This is a genomic window from Aeromonas sp. Y311-2, from assembly GCF_027706025.1.
GTDB classification, from domain to species: domain Bacteria; phylum Pseudomonadota; class Gammaproteobacteria; order Enterobacterales; family Aeromonadaceae; genus Aeromonas; species Aeromonas veronii.
In genome coordinates, this window is the sequence record NZ_JAPDCL010000012.1 from 124,683 (window position 1) to 138,599 (window position 13,917).

Sequence of the window (13,917 nt, forward strand, 5' to 3'; positions counted from 1 at the left end):
ACGCTGGCGAGCCTCTCACATACTCAAAAGGAGTTGCTGATGGAACTGCATGATACCCCGATGTTGCGCTATCTGGGCCAGCTCAGCCAGCCAGATCTCATCCCGGCCACCGGCCCCGCCCACTGGTTTTTGCAACACAGGGACGGTGGCTGGCAATTGCCGACCGTGCAGGCGACCCTGCCGGTCAACCGGCTCAGGGCTGAGCCGCTTCGATAGCGGCAGCCTTGCCCTCGATCTGGGGCAGGCTGAAACGATAGGCTACGTAGTACTTGTAGATGGTGCCGACATAGTTGATCGGCCCCTGTCCGACTTCGTTGGCTACCAGCTGATCCACGTTGCCGAACCAGACGTTGGGATCGAGCCCCAGTTTCTCCGCCTTGCCTCGCAGCGCCTGCACCCGGTTCGGTCCGGCGTTGTAGGCGGCGAGGGCAAACAGGTGGCGGTTGAGCCGATCCAGCTTGGGATCATTGAAGTAGGTATCGAGGATCAACCGCATGTAGCGGCAGGCGGCCTCCACATTTCCCTCCAGCGTGGTGAGTCTGGCGCCGTTGATGCCGACTTCCCGCCCCGTACTGGGCAGCAGTTGCATGAGGCCCACGGCCCCCTTGGGCGAGCGCGCCTTGGGATTGAGGCCGGACTCCTTGTAACCAAGCGCCGCCAGCATCAGCCAGTCGAGATCGTATTGATTGGCGTACTTCTCCAGCACTTTGCGAATGGTCGCGAGGCGCCCTATGGGATCCGGCGCCAGGATATTGCTCATCTGATCGCTGCGAACCAGCAAGCGGCGCAGGGTCATGTCGCTGTAAAGGCTGTTGCGGCTGACACTCGCCAGATAGCCATTGACCGCCTTGAGCAGCTCTGGGCTGTTCTTGCGCAGCGCCCAGGCGCTGGTGCCGTTGCTGCGCAGGGGGATCAACTTGTGGGCCTTGAGGCCGGAGATCATGCCACCCAGCCAGATCCGCCCCTTGTAGCTGTCGGTCACCGTCAGGGGAATAATGCCGGCGGCCACCATCTCCAGCAGATCGCCATCCTGCAGATATTCGGGCACAGTCTCGATATAGACGGGGGGCAGCCCCAGCTCGCGAAACAGCCAGTTGAGCTGGCGCAGACTCTCGTAGTAGCTGGAGCTGGCGCGCACCCAGACCCGCCTGCCGGAGAGCTGGGTAATGCGGCTGAAGGCGGGCAGGCTCTGCTGGCTCACCACCCACTCCTCTATGGATGAAATGAGCGGCCGGGAGAAGGCCACCTGTTCACGCCGGGTCGGAGTCACCGTCATGGTTGCCGCCACCAGATCGCCGCGCCCCTCGGTCAGATAGTCCAGCAGCTTGTCTTGGCGCACCGGGATGTAGACCACCTTGAGTTTGACCTTCTCTTTGGCGAGATAGGTCTTGTTCAGCCAGCGCTCGAACCCTTGCAGCTGATTGACCAGAATGCCGTACTGGGCGCCGCGATCGAGAAAGTAGAAGCCGCGCTCATAGACCACCAGAGCCCTGAGTTCGCGCTTTTGCAGAATGCTTTCGAGATCCCCGGGTTGGGGCAAACGCTGTGGCTTGAGTTCAGCCGCGAGCAGGGGAAAACAGCAGAGGGCCAGCAGAGCCCAAATCCAGCGTCGCATCACGATGGCTGCCCCTGTGCTGAGGTCACGTCTGCTGCCTGTTGGCAGCACGGATCACGATAGAAGGTGGGATTGGGGGCAGAGATCCATCGCTGCGTCATGATGTTTACGCCTTCTGTTGGCCGACTCGCGCCGGGCAAAAACGTCTGTGGGATAGAGTAACTATAGAACGCCGACCCACAGCAGAAGGGTCAACACGGCAGGCAAACCTGCCGCGTTATCAGACAACTCAGATAGAGCGGGCCCGCATTTCGAAAATCAGTTTTTCAGCAGTGCAGGTGAATTGCAGGCGGGCTTTCAGGATCACGCCGTTGGCGCCCTGGGTCAGTTCGCTGCTCACTTGAGCTTCGGCAGTGACCTGTTTGGCCAGTGCTTCATAGGCAGCCAGCTTGGCGCGGGCATCAGCCTCGGCAGCGGCTTCAATCACCAGATCCATCACATCGTCGCCTTCGCCGATGATGGTGCCGATCTCGGCAAAACAGCCACAGCTGTCACAGGTTTCGTTCAGTTCAACTTTCTCGTCTACAGACATTTTCTACTCCTACTGCTTATTTCGGATGATTTGCGTCGTCACGCATCGCCTTGCGAAAATCTTTGATGGCGGTACCCAGATCCTCACCTGCACTGGCAAGACGCTTGCTGCCGAAGACCAGCACAACGACCAGCAAGAGGATCAGCATATGCCAGATATGAATTCCACCGAGTCCCATAGGGATACTCCCTCACAAAGAGATATCTGTTACTTGTATCAAAATAGAGCGCAGGGATTGTTGGGCAAAATCAAGGCAGGTGCAAGTGAGCAAATAAATCATAGCCAAAAAATAGGGCGACCCTGAGGTCGCCATATTGATTGTGCTACATGTCCCCTCAACCGCTACATCCTGTACCAGTGGTTCATGCGAACCTGAGACCATTCGAGGATAAGATCGCCAAGATATGAAAACAAATGGTATAAATTCATCTTAGAATTGAAGAGGATTCATATCATGCTGCTGGAACAACTGGGTCGCATCGACCTCAATTTGCTGATTATCCTGCAGGTACTGCTGGAAGAGCGCAACGGCAGCAAGGCGGCACGCCGCCTTCATCTGAGCCAGTCCGCGGTCAGTAAAGCCCTCGGCCGTCTGCGCGATACCTTCAATGATCCCCTCTTCATCCGCTCCGCCTACGGGCTGGAACCCACCGGCCGAGCCCTTGCGCTGCAACAACAGTTGCAACCCATTCTGTTGTCGCTGGACAACCTGATCCAGCCGCCCGAGTTCGACCCCGCCAGCTCGGAGCGAGAGTTCGTCATCGCCAGCATGGACAGCGCCTTTACCCTGTTTGCCCCGCTCTACCTGAGCGAGCTGAAGCGGCAGGCACCACGGATCCGCTTGCGTTACGAGGAGTGGACCGAAAACAGTCTGACCGAGATGAGTCAGGGACAGGTGGACATCGCCTTCGCGGTGCGGGAGAACTGCATCAGCTCCGATTACCGGCTCGACACCCTGCCCGACAGCATCTGCCAGCGGGTGCTGGCGGTCGATGATCTCACCTGTCTGGTGCAGCAGCACCACCCCGCGCTGCGGGAGCCCGGCTGGAATCTGGATCACTACCTCAGCTACCCCCATGTGCAGACCTATTGCGAAGGGCGGGATCGCTGGATGCTGGATCACAAGCTGGCGGAGCAGGATCTCTACCGACGTATCGAGGCGACCGTGCCCTCCTTCGAGGCGGCGCTGCGGATGGGGATGCACTCCGACATGATAGTGACGCTCTCCAAGCTCTATGCCCGCCACGCCACCCAGGTCTATCCGCTGTTGCAACTGCCGCTGCCCATCGGGTTGGACAGCATCTCCCATCTGCTGATCTGGCATCAACGTCATAGCGAGGATCCGGGCCACCGCTGGCTGCGGGAGCTGCTGCTCTCCCTCATCATGAGCAAACTGGAACCCGCAGCGACCACACACGGGTGACGGCGCACCTGCTCGGCGGCACAAAAAACGGGGCTCTGCGTAGCCCCGTTTCATTTATTTCGGCATGTAAACCGGTCAGCCCTGACCGGTCACCGCCAGATAGTGATGTACGCCATCAAGCAGCATCTGCACCGAGATCATCACCAGCAGCATGCCCATCAGCCGTTCCACCGCAGTGAGTCCCCGCTCACCCAGCAGCTTGTTGAATACCTCGTAGAACATCAGGATCACCGCGCTGGCGGCCCAGGCCATGAAGAGCGCCAGCGACCAGTCCACCATCCGTGCTGGCTCCTGATTGGCCAGCAGCATCAAGGAGGCGAGGATCGACGGACCGGCAATCATCGGGATCGCCATCGGCACCAGGAAGGGCTCCTCGCCCGCCGCCAGTCCGGTCACGCCCCCTTCACTCGGGAAGATCATCTTGATGGCGATCAGGAACAGGATGATGCCCCCCGCAATGCTGACCGCCTCCTGCCGCAGATTGAGAAAGCCGAGGATCTGCTGACCGACAAACAGGAACAGCATCATGATGGCCAGCGAGAAGAGCAGCTCGCGGATCATCACCTTGCGGCGCCGCTTGGGATCGATATGACGCAGGATAGAGAGGAAGACCGGCAGGTTGCCCAGCGGGTCCATGATCAGAAACAGCATGACTGCGGCAGAAAAAGTATCCATACAACGCCCGGGCTATGCCCTGAATAGGGAAAAGAGAGGGGGCGAAATATAGCAAAGGGCGAAGAATTGAGCGAGCGCCAGATGCGCTCGCTGTGGGGTTAACCGTGGTTGCAGATCTTGTCGGCGTGGGTCTGGAAGCCCTCTGCCGAGTCGATAAATTTGCCGCGAGCGGCCAGGAAGTCGATCAGCGCCTCCGCATCCATCTCGCTGGCACTGCAGGTATGAAAACGGGCCTCGGCACCGAACCGCTCCGCCATCGCCTGTTTCAGGCTGGCACGGGTAAATTGCCCCCCTTGCGCCAGCATCATCTCCATCACTTCGTGACCATGAACCGATTGCGACATCTTTCACCTCAATAATGAACATATTTAATGCCAATTAAATATCGCCCCGCCCGGAGGGATCTTGATATAGGCCAATAAATTGCGCATTACCTGGCCAGGGGAGTGGTCACCGCCGCCGCTTTGTCGATAATGTGGCAACCCGCGTCAGGGATCGCTACACTGGCGCCCCTTTTTGGCCATCGCAGACAATGTATAAGGATATTGGCGTCATGCTGTTCCATGGAGAGGCTCTCAAGCCCTGGCAGATCTGGACCCGCCGCCCCCTCTGGCTCAAGACCCTGATCGGCATGCTGACAGGGATTGGTCTGGGCGTCGGTTTTGAGCAGCAGGCCCTGCTGCTCAAGCCCCTTGGCGTCTTGTTCGTCAACACCATCCAGATGCTGATGGTGCCCCTCATTTTCTGTTCGGTCATCGCCGGTCTTACCTCGCTGCTCAAGGGCAAGGCCCTCGATCGCATCGGCAGCAAGGCGATCTGCCTCTACTTCTGCTCGACCGCCATCGCCATCTGCATCGGCCTGATGATGGGCTGGCTGCTGGAGCCCGGTATGGGCGCCGACATGGGCCCCTATGAGCGGATCGGCATGTCGGAACCGCCCACCCTGGCCAGCGTGCTGAGCCATCTGGTGCCGAGCAACCCGGTGCAGGCGATGGTGGATGGCAAGATCCTGCAAGTGATCGTCTTTGCGGTCGCGCTGGCGGTGGCCCTCAACGCCAGCGGTCGCCGCGGTCGTCCCGCCATCCTCTTCTTCACCTCGCTGGCCGAGGGAATGTTCAAGCTGACCCAGATGGTGATGGCGCTCGCCCCTTACGGTGTCTGCGCCCTGATGGCCTGGATGACCGGCAAGTACGGCCTCGACCTGCTGCTACCGCTGCTGAAGGTGATCGGCGCCGTCTACCTCGGCTGCCTGCTGCACGTGCTCGGGGTCTACAGCACCCTGCTGCTCCTGCTGGCACGGCTCAATCCGTTGCACTACTTCAAGAGCATCGTCGATGCCCAGGCGGTGGCTTTCACCAGCAGCTCCAGCAGCTCTACCCTACCTATCAGTCTGGCCTGCGCCGAGAAACGGCTGGGAGTCTCACCCGCCATCACCGCCAAGGTGCTGCCCATCGGTGCCACCATCAACATGGATGGCACGGCTCTCTATCAGGGGGTCACCGCGCTGTTTGTGGCTCAGGCATTCGGGGTGGATCTGCACATGGTCGATTACCTGACCATCATCAGCATCGCCACCCTGGCCAGTATCGGCACCGCGGGTACCCCGGGCACCGGGCTCATGCTGCTGACCCTGACACTGACTGCGGTGGGCTTGCCGCTGGAAGGTGTGGCACTGATTGCTGGCATTGACCGGATCCTCGACATGGCGCGCACCACGGTCAATGTATCGGGGGATATTCTGGTGTCGGTGCTGATCGCCCGCAGCGAAAACGAGCTGGACCTGGCGATCTATCACGATGCCAGCGCGGGGGAAGATATCGAGTTCCCGCCGCGCTAGCGGAGAAAGATCAGCTGTCGTGGGGATCGTGATGACAGCGCCAGCAGACCTCAAAGTTGGCGCCGTTCTCCTCCCCACATTGACCACACAGCCAACCGTTACCCTGACGCTGCTGGTAACGCTCGATGACTCTTCCTGCCTTACTGCGATCCTCGGCCCGCACCATCAGGGTCACCTGCAACATGTCGACCGGCAGTTCGCCAAGGGCGCCGGACAGCCCCTCGCCATTGAGCCGCACCAGCACCCCTTCTGCCTCCAGCGCCCCTTTCAGGGCATGCGCCTCCAGGGAATGAGAGGCGCGATAGAGATTGATCCAGTTATCCATAGCTCCCCCTTACAACAGCTTGTCGATGCCAAACTCGGCGCCGTTCTCAATCATGAAATCGATGAATGCCCGCAACTTGCGCGGCATCAGCCGCCGCTCCGGAAACAGCAGGTAGATGGGTACCCTGGGTTGCTGCCACTCTGGCAGCAGGATCACCAACTCGCCGCTGGCCAGCTCATCCTGACAGAGCATAGCGGGTAACGAGGCCAACCCCAGCCCCGCCTTCGCTGCCTCTCGGGCACAGGTAATATTATTGACCCGAAAACGGGATGGGGGGTCAACCAGCACCTCTCTGCCATCCAGCTCGAAGCACCAGTGAGAGGCGAGAAACCCGCTGCTCACCGTTACCCGCTCGTGATTGACCAGATCCTCCGGCCGTGCGATGACCGGACTGCGCGCCAGATAGTCCGGGCTGGCACAGAGCAGCCGCCCGGTGCTCCAGAGCCGGCGCGCTGCCAGATTGGAGTCGCTCATGTCGCCAATCCGCACCACTGCATCCAGCCCTTCGCTAATGGGATCCACCACCCGGTTGGTCAGCTCCAGCTCCACCTGCAAGGCAGGATAGGCCTGCAAAAACTTGGCGACCAAGCGCCCGACCACCAGTTGCCCTGTCTCGATGGGCACCGCCAGTTTGAGGATGCCGGTCACCTCCTGCTGGCTGGCGCTCAACATCAGCTCTGCCTCGGTCAGGGCATCGACCGCCTTGCTGCAGTGCAGGTAGTACTTCTCCCCCTCCTCGGTCAAAGTGAGCTGACGGGTGGAGCGATAGAGCAGGCGCACCCCGAGCCGCTGTTCCAGCTCGGCGATACGGCGGCTGACCATCGCCTTGGTCATCCCCAACTCGCGGGCGGCCCCCGTAAACGAGCCTTTGTCGACGATACGCACCAGAATTAACGCGGCATTGAGATCCATTGTTGCACCAGTGAAACTGTATATCTCGTGAACCAATACTAATCGAAACAGTTGACCAGTGTTAGCCTGCACCCCTTAAGTTCAGGAATCACAAAAATGAGTCAACACAAAAAAATTCCCCTGCTGGCAGCCATGATATTGGCGCTGCTCGGTCTGCTGTTCGCCGGTTACTGGTATCTTCACGGCCGCTATTTTGAAAGCACCGACAACGCCTACCTGCAGAGTGAAGTGACCGGGATCAGCTCCAAGCTGCCCGGCTATATCCGCGAAGTGCTGGTCACCGACAACCAGCCGGTCAAAGCGGGACAGCTGATCGCCCGTCTCGATGATCGCGAATACAAAACCAGGGTCGCGGAGGCCGAAGCCGACCTGCGCCTCAATCAGGCAACGGCCGAAAATCTGGCCGCTACCCGTACCCAACAACTGAGCCTGATCCAGCAGGCCGAGGCCAAGGTCGCCTCCGCCAATGCCGAGCAGCTGCGCGCCAGCCAGCAGGTCAACCGCATCAGTCAGCTCAACCAGCGCCACTACAGCTCGCAAGACAGTCTGGACGAGGTGCGTGCCGGTCTGCAGGTCAATCAGGCGCAAGCCCAAGAGGCCAAAGCCGCCCTGCAGGCAGCCCGTGAGCGACTGCTGGTGCTGGATGCCGAGCGCAAACAAAACCTGGCCAAGCTGGCATTGAGCGAAGCACAACTGGAGCAGGCCAAGCTGGAACTCGGTTACACCGAACTGCGGGCGCCCGCCGACGGCATCATTGGCAAGCGCAGCCTGCGGGAAGGGCTCTACGTCCAGTCCGGCATGCAGGTCGCCAGTCTGGTGCCGCTGCAACAGGTGTGGGTCGAGGCCAACTTCAAGGAGACCCAGCTCGCCCATATGCAGCCGGGCCAGAAGGTCGAAGTGGTGCTCGATGCCTACCCGGATCAACCGGTCGAGGGGATCATCGACAGCCTGGCCCCGGCGACCGGTGCCAAGTTCGCCCTGCTGCCGCCGGAGAATGCCACCGGCAACTTCACCAAAATCGTGCAGCGGGTGCCGGTCAAGATCCGCATCCCAGAGCCGGGCCTGCTGGCAGGCAAGCTGCTGCCGGGTCTCTCTACCGAAGTGATCGTGGATACCCGCACGCCTGATCCCGTGGTTGCCGCCAACTGATGGAACCCATTCCACGTCGCAACTGGATCGCGGTCATGGGGGGCCTTATCGGCGCCTTCATGGCCATCCTCGATATCCAGATCACCAATGCCTCCCTGAAGGATATTCAGGGGGCCCTGTCGGCCACCCTGAGCGAGAGCTCCTGGATCTCCACCTCCTATCTGGTGGCGGAGATGATCGCCATCCCCCTGAGCGGCTGGCTGAGCCGGGGGCTGAGCGTGCGCCGTTACCTGCTCTGGACCACCGGCGCCTTTATCGCCGCCTCCGTGCTCTGCTCGTTCAGCTGGAACCTCACCAGCATGATCGTCTTCCGGGCGCTGCAGGGCTTCACCGGCGGGGCGCTGATCCCGATGGCCTTTTCCCTCATCGTCACCCTGTTGCCATTACAGAAGCGGGCCACCGGCATGGCGCTGTTTGGCCTCTGCGCCACCTTCGCCCCCGCCATCGGCCCGACCCTCGGGGGCTGGCTCACCGAGCAGATGTCGTGGCACTACATCTTCTATCTCAACGTGCCACCGGGACTGCTGGTGATGGCCATGCTGGCCCACGGGCTGGATAAAAAACCGGTGGACTGGGAGGTGATCAAGCGGGTGGATCTCATCGGGATTGTCACCATGGCGCTTGGCCTCGGCTTGCTGGAGGTGGTACTGGAGGAGGGCAACCGGAAGGACTGGTTCGGTTCAAGCTTCATCGTGCGACTGGCGGTCATCTCGGCGGTGGCGCTGGTGTTCTTCGTCATCAGCCAGCTGATCCGCCGTCACCCGCTGGTCAATCTGCGGTTGCTGCACAACCCGCGCTTCGCGCTGGCCTGCTTCGCCTATCTGATCCTCGGCATGGCGTTGATGGGATCCATCTATGTACTGCCGCTCTATATGACCCAGATCCACAACTACAACGCGCTGGAAATCGGCGAGGTACTGATGTGGATGGGGCTGCCGCAACTGCTGGTGTTACCGCTGGTGCCCAAACTAACCCACAAGATAGACCCGCGCTATCTGGTGAGCTTCGGCTTTCTGATCTTCGCCGTCAGCTGCTTTATGAATGTCAACATGAGTGCCGACTACGCCGGGCCGCAGCTGATCCATTCGCTCATCGTGCGGGCGCTGGGGCAGCCCTTCATCATGGTGCCGCTCTCCCTGGTCGCCACCGCCAGCCTGAGCCACGACGAGATCCCCTCCTCCTCGACCCTGCTCAACGTGCTGCGCAACCTCGGTGGTGCGTTCGGTATCGCCATCATCGCGACCATGCTCGACAACGATACCCGCACCCATGTGCTGCAGATTGGCAGCACTCTGGCCGCCAGCAGTATCGAGGGGCAGAGCTATCTGCTGCAACTAGCCCAGAGCATGATGGCGCAGGGTTCAGGCCCCGAGATAGCCCAGCAGCAAGCCCACGCCATGCTGGCCAACACCATCAACCGGGAAGCAGCCATCATGGCCTACAACCAGGTGTTCTACATCATGGGGATCTTCTTGCTGATCGCCAGCGGCCTGATGCTGTTGCTCAAATCCCCCGCCCCACGGGCAGCAGATGCCGAACCGCTAGAGGCGTGAAAAACCGCCGGGCATAAAACGAAAAACGGGCCAAGGCCCGTTTTTCGTTATCTGTTACCTGCACTCAACCAAAAGGCGTTATCCCGCCAGCGACCCTGCAATCAGGAATTGCGCCGCGAAGTAGCTACTCATCACCCAGGCTCGAGCGTGGGGAAAGGGGCGGCGGAAGCGATCGAGCGCCAGCATGCTGTCGGAGAAGAGGAACATCAGTGCCCCCACCAGAGCGGCGGCCGAACCGGCAGTGAGAGAGGCGTGCCAGGCACCGGCGGCCACCCAGGCCATGCCAATGATCACCAGCATGTAGCAGAAGACCGGGATCCGCATCTCCCCAAGCTTGCCCCACAGCAGGCCAAAGACCATGCCGGCGATCAGCAACAGCAGCAAACCATCCACCAGATTGAGCAGCAATGGCCCTTGGGCAAAACCGACGATATAGCAGAGATGCGCGACAAGAAATGCCGCCAACCCCTGAATGAAGCGATCACTTGGCAGCATCAGCAGCACATCGCCCGCCAGCGAGAGACAAAGGCCGAGCAGGATCCAGGCGTGGGAACCGTCGTGGTCATAACTCTGGTAGCCGAACGCCAACGCAATGATAAGCAGCATGGTCAGCGGCTTGCTGATATAGAACTGGCGGCAGTCTGAACCGTAGGCAGCACGGATGTGCCACCAACCTGAAGCGATGATCAAGAAACTCAATAACATGCCCTGCTCCTCACCTGTTGCTCGCAGTCATACGGCAACCGTTTTTATCATGGTGCAGGGTAACAAATTCCCTCCCCCAGTGGCAGGGGTGCTTATCAAATGGGCAGGCTAAGCCTAAAGTCTAATTGCCGCCCCGAGTAGTTCAGGGCATAAGTGACGGGTCTGGAGGATCACCATGGAAGAAGCTATGAAGAACTATCTGCCCGCCATCGATATCATGATGTGCCATCTGGGGATCAGCTTTGAGCAGGCCTGTGAACAACTGGGTCTTAGCCAGCAGGAGCAACAGGCACTGGATCAGTTGCAGCAACAGCAGAGCCAAGCCAACTAGCTTGAGTTGAATCATAAAAGAGAAGACCGCCAGCAGGCGGTCTTCTCCTTTAGTCTCTGTGATAATCGGACGGCATCATGCAATACCTGCCAGCAAACGACTCCAGTTGCGTTTACCTGCGATAAAGCCGTCCCGCAGGGCCCGATACTCCAGTTGCAGCTTGAGGCGGTCATAGCGCGCCAGCGCCTTGCGCTTGCGCAGCTCCAGCAGCCGCTTGCGACTGGCGTAATAGTGTTGCAACTGCTGGCTCAGTTTGTCGTACTCCTCCTGCAGCAGCGCCTGCCATAGCTCGCGATCTTCCTGCTTGCGCAACTTGGCTTGTGCCCGCTTCAGCTGCATCTGTAACCGGGCTTGTTCGATACGCTCCTCCGGCGAGGATCTGAGATCCCCCGCCAGACCACACCAGGAGGCGAGCCGGATCAACCACTTGGTCGGATCGAACTGCCACCAGTGAATGCCGTTGCGGTAGTCATTCTCGAACAGGTGGTGAAAGTTGTGATACCCCTCGCCAAAGGTGAAAAAGGCCAGGATGCCGTTATCGCGAGCGGTATTGCGGTCAGTATAGGGCTGACTGCCCCAGATATGGGCCAGCGAGTTGATGAAGAAGGTGGTGTGGTGAGTCATCACTATCCGCAGTACGCCCGCCAACAGCAACATGCCGAGCATATCCCCGTGCCACAGGCCAAGCAGCAGCGGCAGCCCCAGATTAGCCGCCAGCGCCAGCGTCAGATAGTGACGGTGCTGAAACGCGACCACCGGGTTGTTTTGCAAGTCTCGCACATTGCTGTAATCACCATAGCGATCTCCCTGATGCTCCCGCAACATCCAGCCGATGTGCGAATACCAGAAACCGCGCCCCGCGCTGTAGGGATCTTTATCGTTGTCATCCACATGACGATGGTGACGGCGGTGATCGGCCGACCAGTGCAGGGCCGAATTCTGCAACGCCAACGCACCGCCGATGGCAAATAACCACTGCAAAGCGGGGTGCGCCTTGTAAGCCTTGTGCGACCAGAGCCGGTGATAGCCTGCGGTGATGGAGAGACCACTAAGGCAGAACAACAACAGGAAACTGGCCCACTGCCAGAGATCGTAACCGTGGCTCACGCCGTACCAGGGCACGACAATCAACGCCACTATCCCGGAGAGGGAGAACAGCAGGGTATTGGTGAAAATAATGGGGGGTCTGGCCATCTCATTGCATCCTTTCAGCGAACAGCTGTTAGCCATTTTCTATGGTGATTTCCTCACGGTCAATGGTAAAAAAGTAGGATACAAACCTGATCCTGAGGCGCCTTCGGGTTATCATTTGTCCTCGTTAAGCTGAAGGTGACTGATTTCGTGGGTATTCGCGCTCAACAAAAAGAAAAAACCCGGCGTACATTGATCGATGCTGCATTCAGCCAACTGTGCGCCAATCGGAGTTTCTCCAATCTCAGCCTGCGGGAAGTCGCTCGCGAAGCGGGTATCGCGCCCACCTCTTTCTATCGCCACTTTCGCGATATGGAGGAGCTGGGCCTGACCCTGGTTGACGAAGGAGGTCTCACCCTGCGCCAACTGATGCGCCAGGCACGCCAGCGCATTGCCGGTGGCGGCAGTGTCATCAGCACCTCGGTGCAAACCTTTATGGAGTTCGTCGAGAACAACCCCAACATCTTTCGGCTGCTGCTACGGGAACGCTCCGGCACCTCGGCCGCCTTTCGTCAGGCGGTGGCTCGCGAAATCCAGCACTTCATTGCCGAGCTGACCGATTATCTGGAAGCCACCACAGAAGCACCACGGGAAGATGCCTACATCCAGGCAGAAGCCATGGTCACCATCGTCTTCAGTGCCGGTGCCGATGCACTCGACATGACCAGCGAAGAGTGCCGGGCACTCTCTGATCGCACTATTCGCCAACTGCGGATGATCGCCATGGGCGCCGAGGTACAAAACCAGAAGCGCCGTGAACCTCACCCATGACCACAGGATGGAGAACGATATGACTGAACAGCTTATGATCCCGAAAAAACCGCTCGCCATGGCCATGCTGATTGGTATCTGTGGCGATGCCTCTCTGGCCGTGCTGACCAACTCGGTTGTGCCTTTCTCCTTCTTCCCGCTGATTGCCCTCTGGCTGGCGGCCTATCAGCTGTTCCAGCACTATCGCCATGAACCCATGATGGGCAACACCCCCATCTGTACCCTGCTCTGCTTCTTTATCGGTGTCTTCGGCCACTCCGCGCTGCTCAAGGTGCAATACCCGGAACTCGGCAGCAACTTCTTCTCCCTGATCATGATGCTGCTGTTACTGGCGGCCCTCTCCATCAAGCTGGGTCTAAGCATCGGCAAGAAAGAGAAACCCTGATTAGTCGACAAAGTGGTCGCAATCACTTGATAGATAAAGAAAAGATGCCTTCCCAACGGGAAGGCCTCTTTGTTTGCGCTACGCAGATTTATCGGGCATGACCATGCCGAGCAATCGCAGCATGGTCACCCTCGCCAGGCAACTCGGCTTTACCATTGATGTCCAGATGGAGGAGGGAGTGGTCAATATGGCTCTTACCTGTGGGGCTGGAGTCCGGTGATGGGGATGCGTGGAAGCGAGTAATCCAGTACCAAGGGTTGCGAATCATCCAAAAATTACTGTGATTACATACCAAAAGGAGGGAATAGCGGCCCTGCCAGCGCCTTCCTTCAGGCAAGAGCTACTGCTCAGTGGTTTCTGGATGTTCAAAATGTCAAAGCCCGGTCATCAGACCGGGCTTTGGTGTCTATTCTGGCGTGCAAGGCTGTGGCCGGGCAAACCGCCCATAGCAAAAAGGCCTTCCCAATCGGGAAGGCCTTCAAATTAGTGGCGGAGCGGACGGGACTCGAACCC

The 13,917-nt window shown here is 59.3% G+C and carries 17 protein-coding genes; 8 read left to right on the top strand and 9 right to left on the bottom strand.

Annotated elements, in window-relative coordinates:
* The first annotated feature begins 39 nt into the window (after positions 1-39).
* Positions 40-216, top strand: coding sequence for a hypothetical protein (locus OKC42_RS13035; RefSeq protein ID WP_005339947.1), 177 nt, complete (start codon positions 40-42; stop codon positions 214-216).
* Here OKC42_RS13035 and OKC42_RS13040 read toward each other — a convergent pair.
* The 3 genes from OKC42_RS13040 to tatA form a co-directional block, all read right to left on the bottom strand.
* Positions 194-1,615, bottom strand: coding sequence for a lytic transglycosylase F (locus OKC42_RS13040; RefSeq protein WP_081042906.1), 1,422 nt, complete (start codon positions 1,613-1,615; stop codon positions 194-196). The two genes, OKC42_RS13035 and OKC42_RS13040, sit on opposite strands and share 23 nt — an antisense overlap.
* Before the next feature lie 229 nt (positions 1,616-1,844).
* Positions 1,845-2,147 (bottom strand): YfcZ/YiiS family protein, encoded by a 303-nt coding sequence (locus OKC42_RS13045; RefSeq protein WP_005339945.1) that lies wholly within the window; start codon positions 2,145-2,147, stop codon positions 1,845-1,847.
* 16 nt (positions 2,148-2,163) lie between these two features.
* Positions 2,164-2,325, bottom strand: a complete 162-nt coding sequence (tatA, locus tag OKC42_RS13050; protein WP_005339944.1) for a twin-arginine translocase TatA/TatE family subunit — start codon at positions 2,323-2,325, stop codon at positions 2,164-2,166.
* Positions 2,326-2,601: 276 nt separating this feature from the next.
* On the opposite strand from tatA, the gene OKC42_RS13055 reads away from it, so the two are divergent.
* Entirely contained in the window at positions 2,602-3,570 is a 969-nt protein-coding gene (locus OKC42_RS13055) for a LysR family transcriptional regulator (protein WP_042057062.1), read from the top strand.
* A 75-nt stretch (positions 3,571-3,645) separates the two neighbouring features.
* Here OKC42_RS13055 and OKC42_RS13060 read toward each other — a convergent pair whose 3' ends face one another.
* Both OKC42_RS13060 and OKC42_RS13065 read right to left on the bottom strand, forming a co-directional pair.
* Entirely contained in the window at positions 3,646-4,245 is a 600-nt protein-coding gene (locus OKC42_RS13060; protein WP_042057060.1) for a YhgN family NAAT transporter, read from the bottom strand.
* 98 nt (positions 4,246-4,343) lie between these two features.
* Positions 4,344-4,589 carry a YecH family metal-binding protein gene (locus tag OKC42_RS13065; protein WP_042057059.1) on the bottom strand — a complete coding sequence of 82 codons (246 nt, stop codon included), beginning with the start codon at positions 4,587-4,589 and terminating at the stop codon, positions 4,344-4,346.
* 209 nt (positions 4,590-4,798) lie between these two features.
* On the opposite strand from OKC42_RS13065, the gene OKC42_RS13070 reads away from it, so the two are divergent.
* A complete protein-coding gene (locus OKC42_RS13070; protein WP_139409338.1) occupies positions 4,799-6,082 on the top strand; it encodes a dicarboxylate/amino acid:cation symporter in 1,284 nt (427 codons plus the stop codon).
* Between the two features lie 10 nt (positions 6,083-6,092).
* Here the strand turns inward: OKC42_RS13070 and OKC42_RS13075 are convergent, their stop codons facing one another.
* Both OKC42_RS13075 and OKC42_RS13080 read right to left on the bottom strand, forming a co-directional pair.
* Positions 6,093-6,407 carry a putative signal transducing protein gene (locus OKC42_RS13075; protein WP_182970220.1) on the bottom strand — a complete coding sequence of 105 codons (315 nt, stop codon included), beginning with the start codon at positions 6,405-6,407 and terminating at the stop codon, positions 6,093-6,095.
* A gap of 9 nt (positions 6,408-6,416) precedes the next feature.
* Complete coding sequence (locus OKC42_RS13080; protein WP_042057053.1) at positions 6,417-7,319, bottom strand: LysR family transcriptional regulator; 903 nt, start codon at positions 7,317-7,319, stop codon at positions 6,417-6,419.
* 96 nt (positions 7,320-7,415) lie between these two features.
* Between OKC42_RS13080 and OKC42_RS13085 the strand changes: the two genes are divergently transcribed.
* Positions 7,416-8,468, top strand: coding sequence for an HlyD family secretion protein (locus OKC42_RS13085; protein ID WP_058054233.1), 1,053 nt, complete (start codon positions 7,416-7,418; stop codon positions 8,466-8,468).
* Positions 8,468-10,021: a DHA2 family efflux MFS transporter permease subunit gene (locus OKC42_RS13090; protein WP_201954044.1), complete on the top strand. Its 1,554-nt coding sequence runs from the start codon at positions 8,468-8,470 to the stop codon at positions 10,019-10,021. Before OKC42_RS13085 ends, OKC42_RS13090 begins: the two co-directional genes overlap by 1 nt.
* A gap of 78 nt (positions 10,022-10,099) precedes the next feature.
* Here the strand turns inward: OKC42_RS13090 and OKC42_RS13095 are convergent, their stop codons facing one another.
* Positions 10,100-10,726 (bottom strand): lysoplasmalogenase, encoded by a 627-nt coding sequence (locus OKC42_RS13095; RefSeq protein ID WP_201954042.1) that lies wholly within the window; start codon positions 10,724-10,726, stop codon positions 10,100-10,102.
* A gap of 175 nt (positions 10,727-10,901) precedes the next feature.
* Between OKC42_RS13095 and OKC42_RS13100 the strand changes: the two genes are divergently transcribed.
* Positions 10,902-11,057, top strand: a complete 156-nt coding sequence (locus OKC42_RS13100; RefSeq protein ID WP_005348505.1) for a hypothetical protein — start codon at positions 10,902-10,904, stop codon at positions 11,055-11,057.
* A 75-nt stretch (positions 11,058-11,132) separates the two neighbouring features.
* Here the strand turns inward: OKC42_RS13100 and OKC42_RS13105 are convergent, their stop codons facing one another.
* Positions 11,133-12,251, bottom strand: coding sequence for a fatty acid desaturase (locus OKC42_RS13105; RefSeq protein ID WP_201954039.1), 1,119 nt, complete (start codon positions 12,249-12,251; stop codon positions 11,133-11,135).
* A gap of 147 nt (positions 12,252-12,398) precedes the next feature.
* Between OKC42_RS13105 and fabR the strand changes: the two genes are divergently transcribed.
* Both fabR and OKC42_RS13115 read left to right on the top strand, forming a co-directional pair.
* Positions 12,399-13,019, top strand: coding sequence for an HTH-type transcriptional repressor FabR (fabR, locus tag OKC42_RS13110; protein WP_005339921.1), 621 nt, complete (start codon positions 12,399-12,401; stop codon positions 13,017-13,019).
* Positions 13,020-13,038: 19 nt separating this feature from the next.
* Positions 13,039-13,404 carry a YijD family membrane protein gene (locus tag OKC42_RS13115; protein ID WP_194494935.1) on the top strand — a complete coding sequence of 122 codons (366 nt, stop codon included), beginning with the start codon at positions 13,039-13,041 and terminating at the stop codon, positions 13,402-13,404.
* Positions 13,405-13,917: the final 513 nt, after the last annotated feature.

Excerpts from the sequence above, each read along its gene's own strand:
- OKC42_RS13035 (WP_005339947.1), top strand. The coding sequence starts at position 40 with ATGGAACTGCATGATACCCCGATGTTGCGCTATCTGGGCCAGCTCAGC.
- OKC42_RS13040 (WP_081042906.1), bottom strand. The coding sequence starts at position 1,615 with ATGCGACGCTGGATTTGGGCTCTGCTGGCCCTCTGCTGTTTTCCCCTG.
- OKC42_RS13045 (WP_005339945.1), bottom strand. The coding sequence starts at position 2,147 with ATGTCTGTAGACGAGAAAGTTGAACTGAACGAAACCTGTGACAGCTGT.
- tatA (WP_005339944.1), bottom strand. The coding sequence starts at position 2,325 with ATGGGACTCGGTGGAATTCATATCTGGCATATGCTGATCCTCTTGCTG.
- OKC42_RS13055 (WP_042057062.1), top strand. The coding sequence starts at position 2,602 with ATGCTGCTGGAACAACTGGGTCGCATCGACCTCAATTTGCTGATTATC.
- OKC42_RS13060 (WP_042057060.1), bottom strand. The coding sequence starts at position 4,245 with ATGGATACTTTTTCTGCCGCAGTCATGCTGTTTCTGATCATGGACCCG.
- OKC42_RS13065 (WP_042057059.1), bottom strand. The coding sequence starts at position 4,589 with ATGTCGCAATCGGTTCATGGTCACGAAGTGATGGAGATGATGCTGGCG.
- OKC42_RS13070 (WP_139409338.1), top strand. The coding sequence starts at position 4,799 with ATGCTGTTCCATGGAGAGGCTCTCAAGCCCTGGCAGATCTGGACCCGC.
- OKC42_RS13075 (WP_182970220.1), bottom strand. The coding sequence starts at position 6,407 with ATGGATAACTGGATCAATCTCTATCGCGCCTCTCATTCCCTGGAGGCG.
- OKC42_RS13080 (WP_042057053.1), bottom strand. The coding sequence starts at position 7,319 with ATGGATCTCAATGCCGCGTTAATTCTGGTGCGTATCGTCGACAAAGGC.
- OKC42_RS13085 (WP_058054233.1), top strand. The coding sequence starts at position 7,416 with ATGAGTCAACACAAAAAAATTCCCCTGCTGGCAGCCATGATATTGGCG.
- OKC42_RS13090 (WP_201954044.1), top strand. The coding sequence starts at position 8,468 with ATGGAACCCATTCCACGTCGCAACTGGATCGCGGTCATGGGGGGCCTT.
- OKC42_RS13095 (WP_201954042.1), bottom strand. The coding sequence starts at position 10,726 with ATGTTATTGAGTTTCTTGATCATCGCTTCAGGTTGGTGGCACATCCGT.
- OKC42_RS13100 (WP_005348505.1), top strand. The coding sequence starts at position 10,902 with ATGGAAGAAGCTATGAAGAACTATCTGCCCGCCATCGATATCATGATG.
- OKC42_RS13105 (WP_201954039.1), bottom strand. The coding sequence starts at position 12,251 with ATGGCCAGACCCCCCATTATTTTCACCAATACCCTGCTGTTCTCCCTC.
- OKC42_RS13115 (WP_194494935.1), top strand. The coding sequence starts at position 13,039 with ATGACTGAACAGCTTATGATCCCGAAAAAACCGCTCGCCATGGCCATG.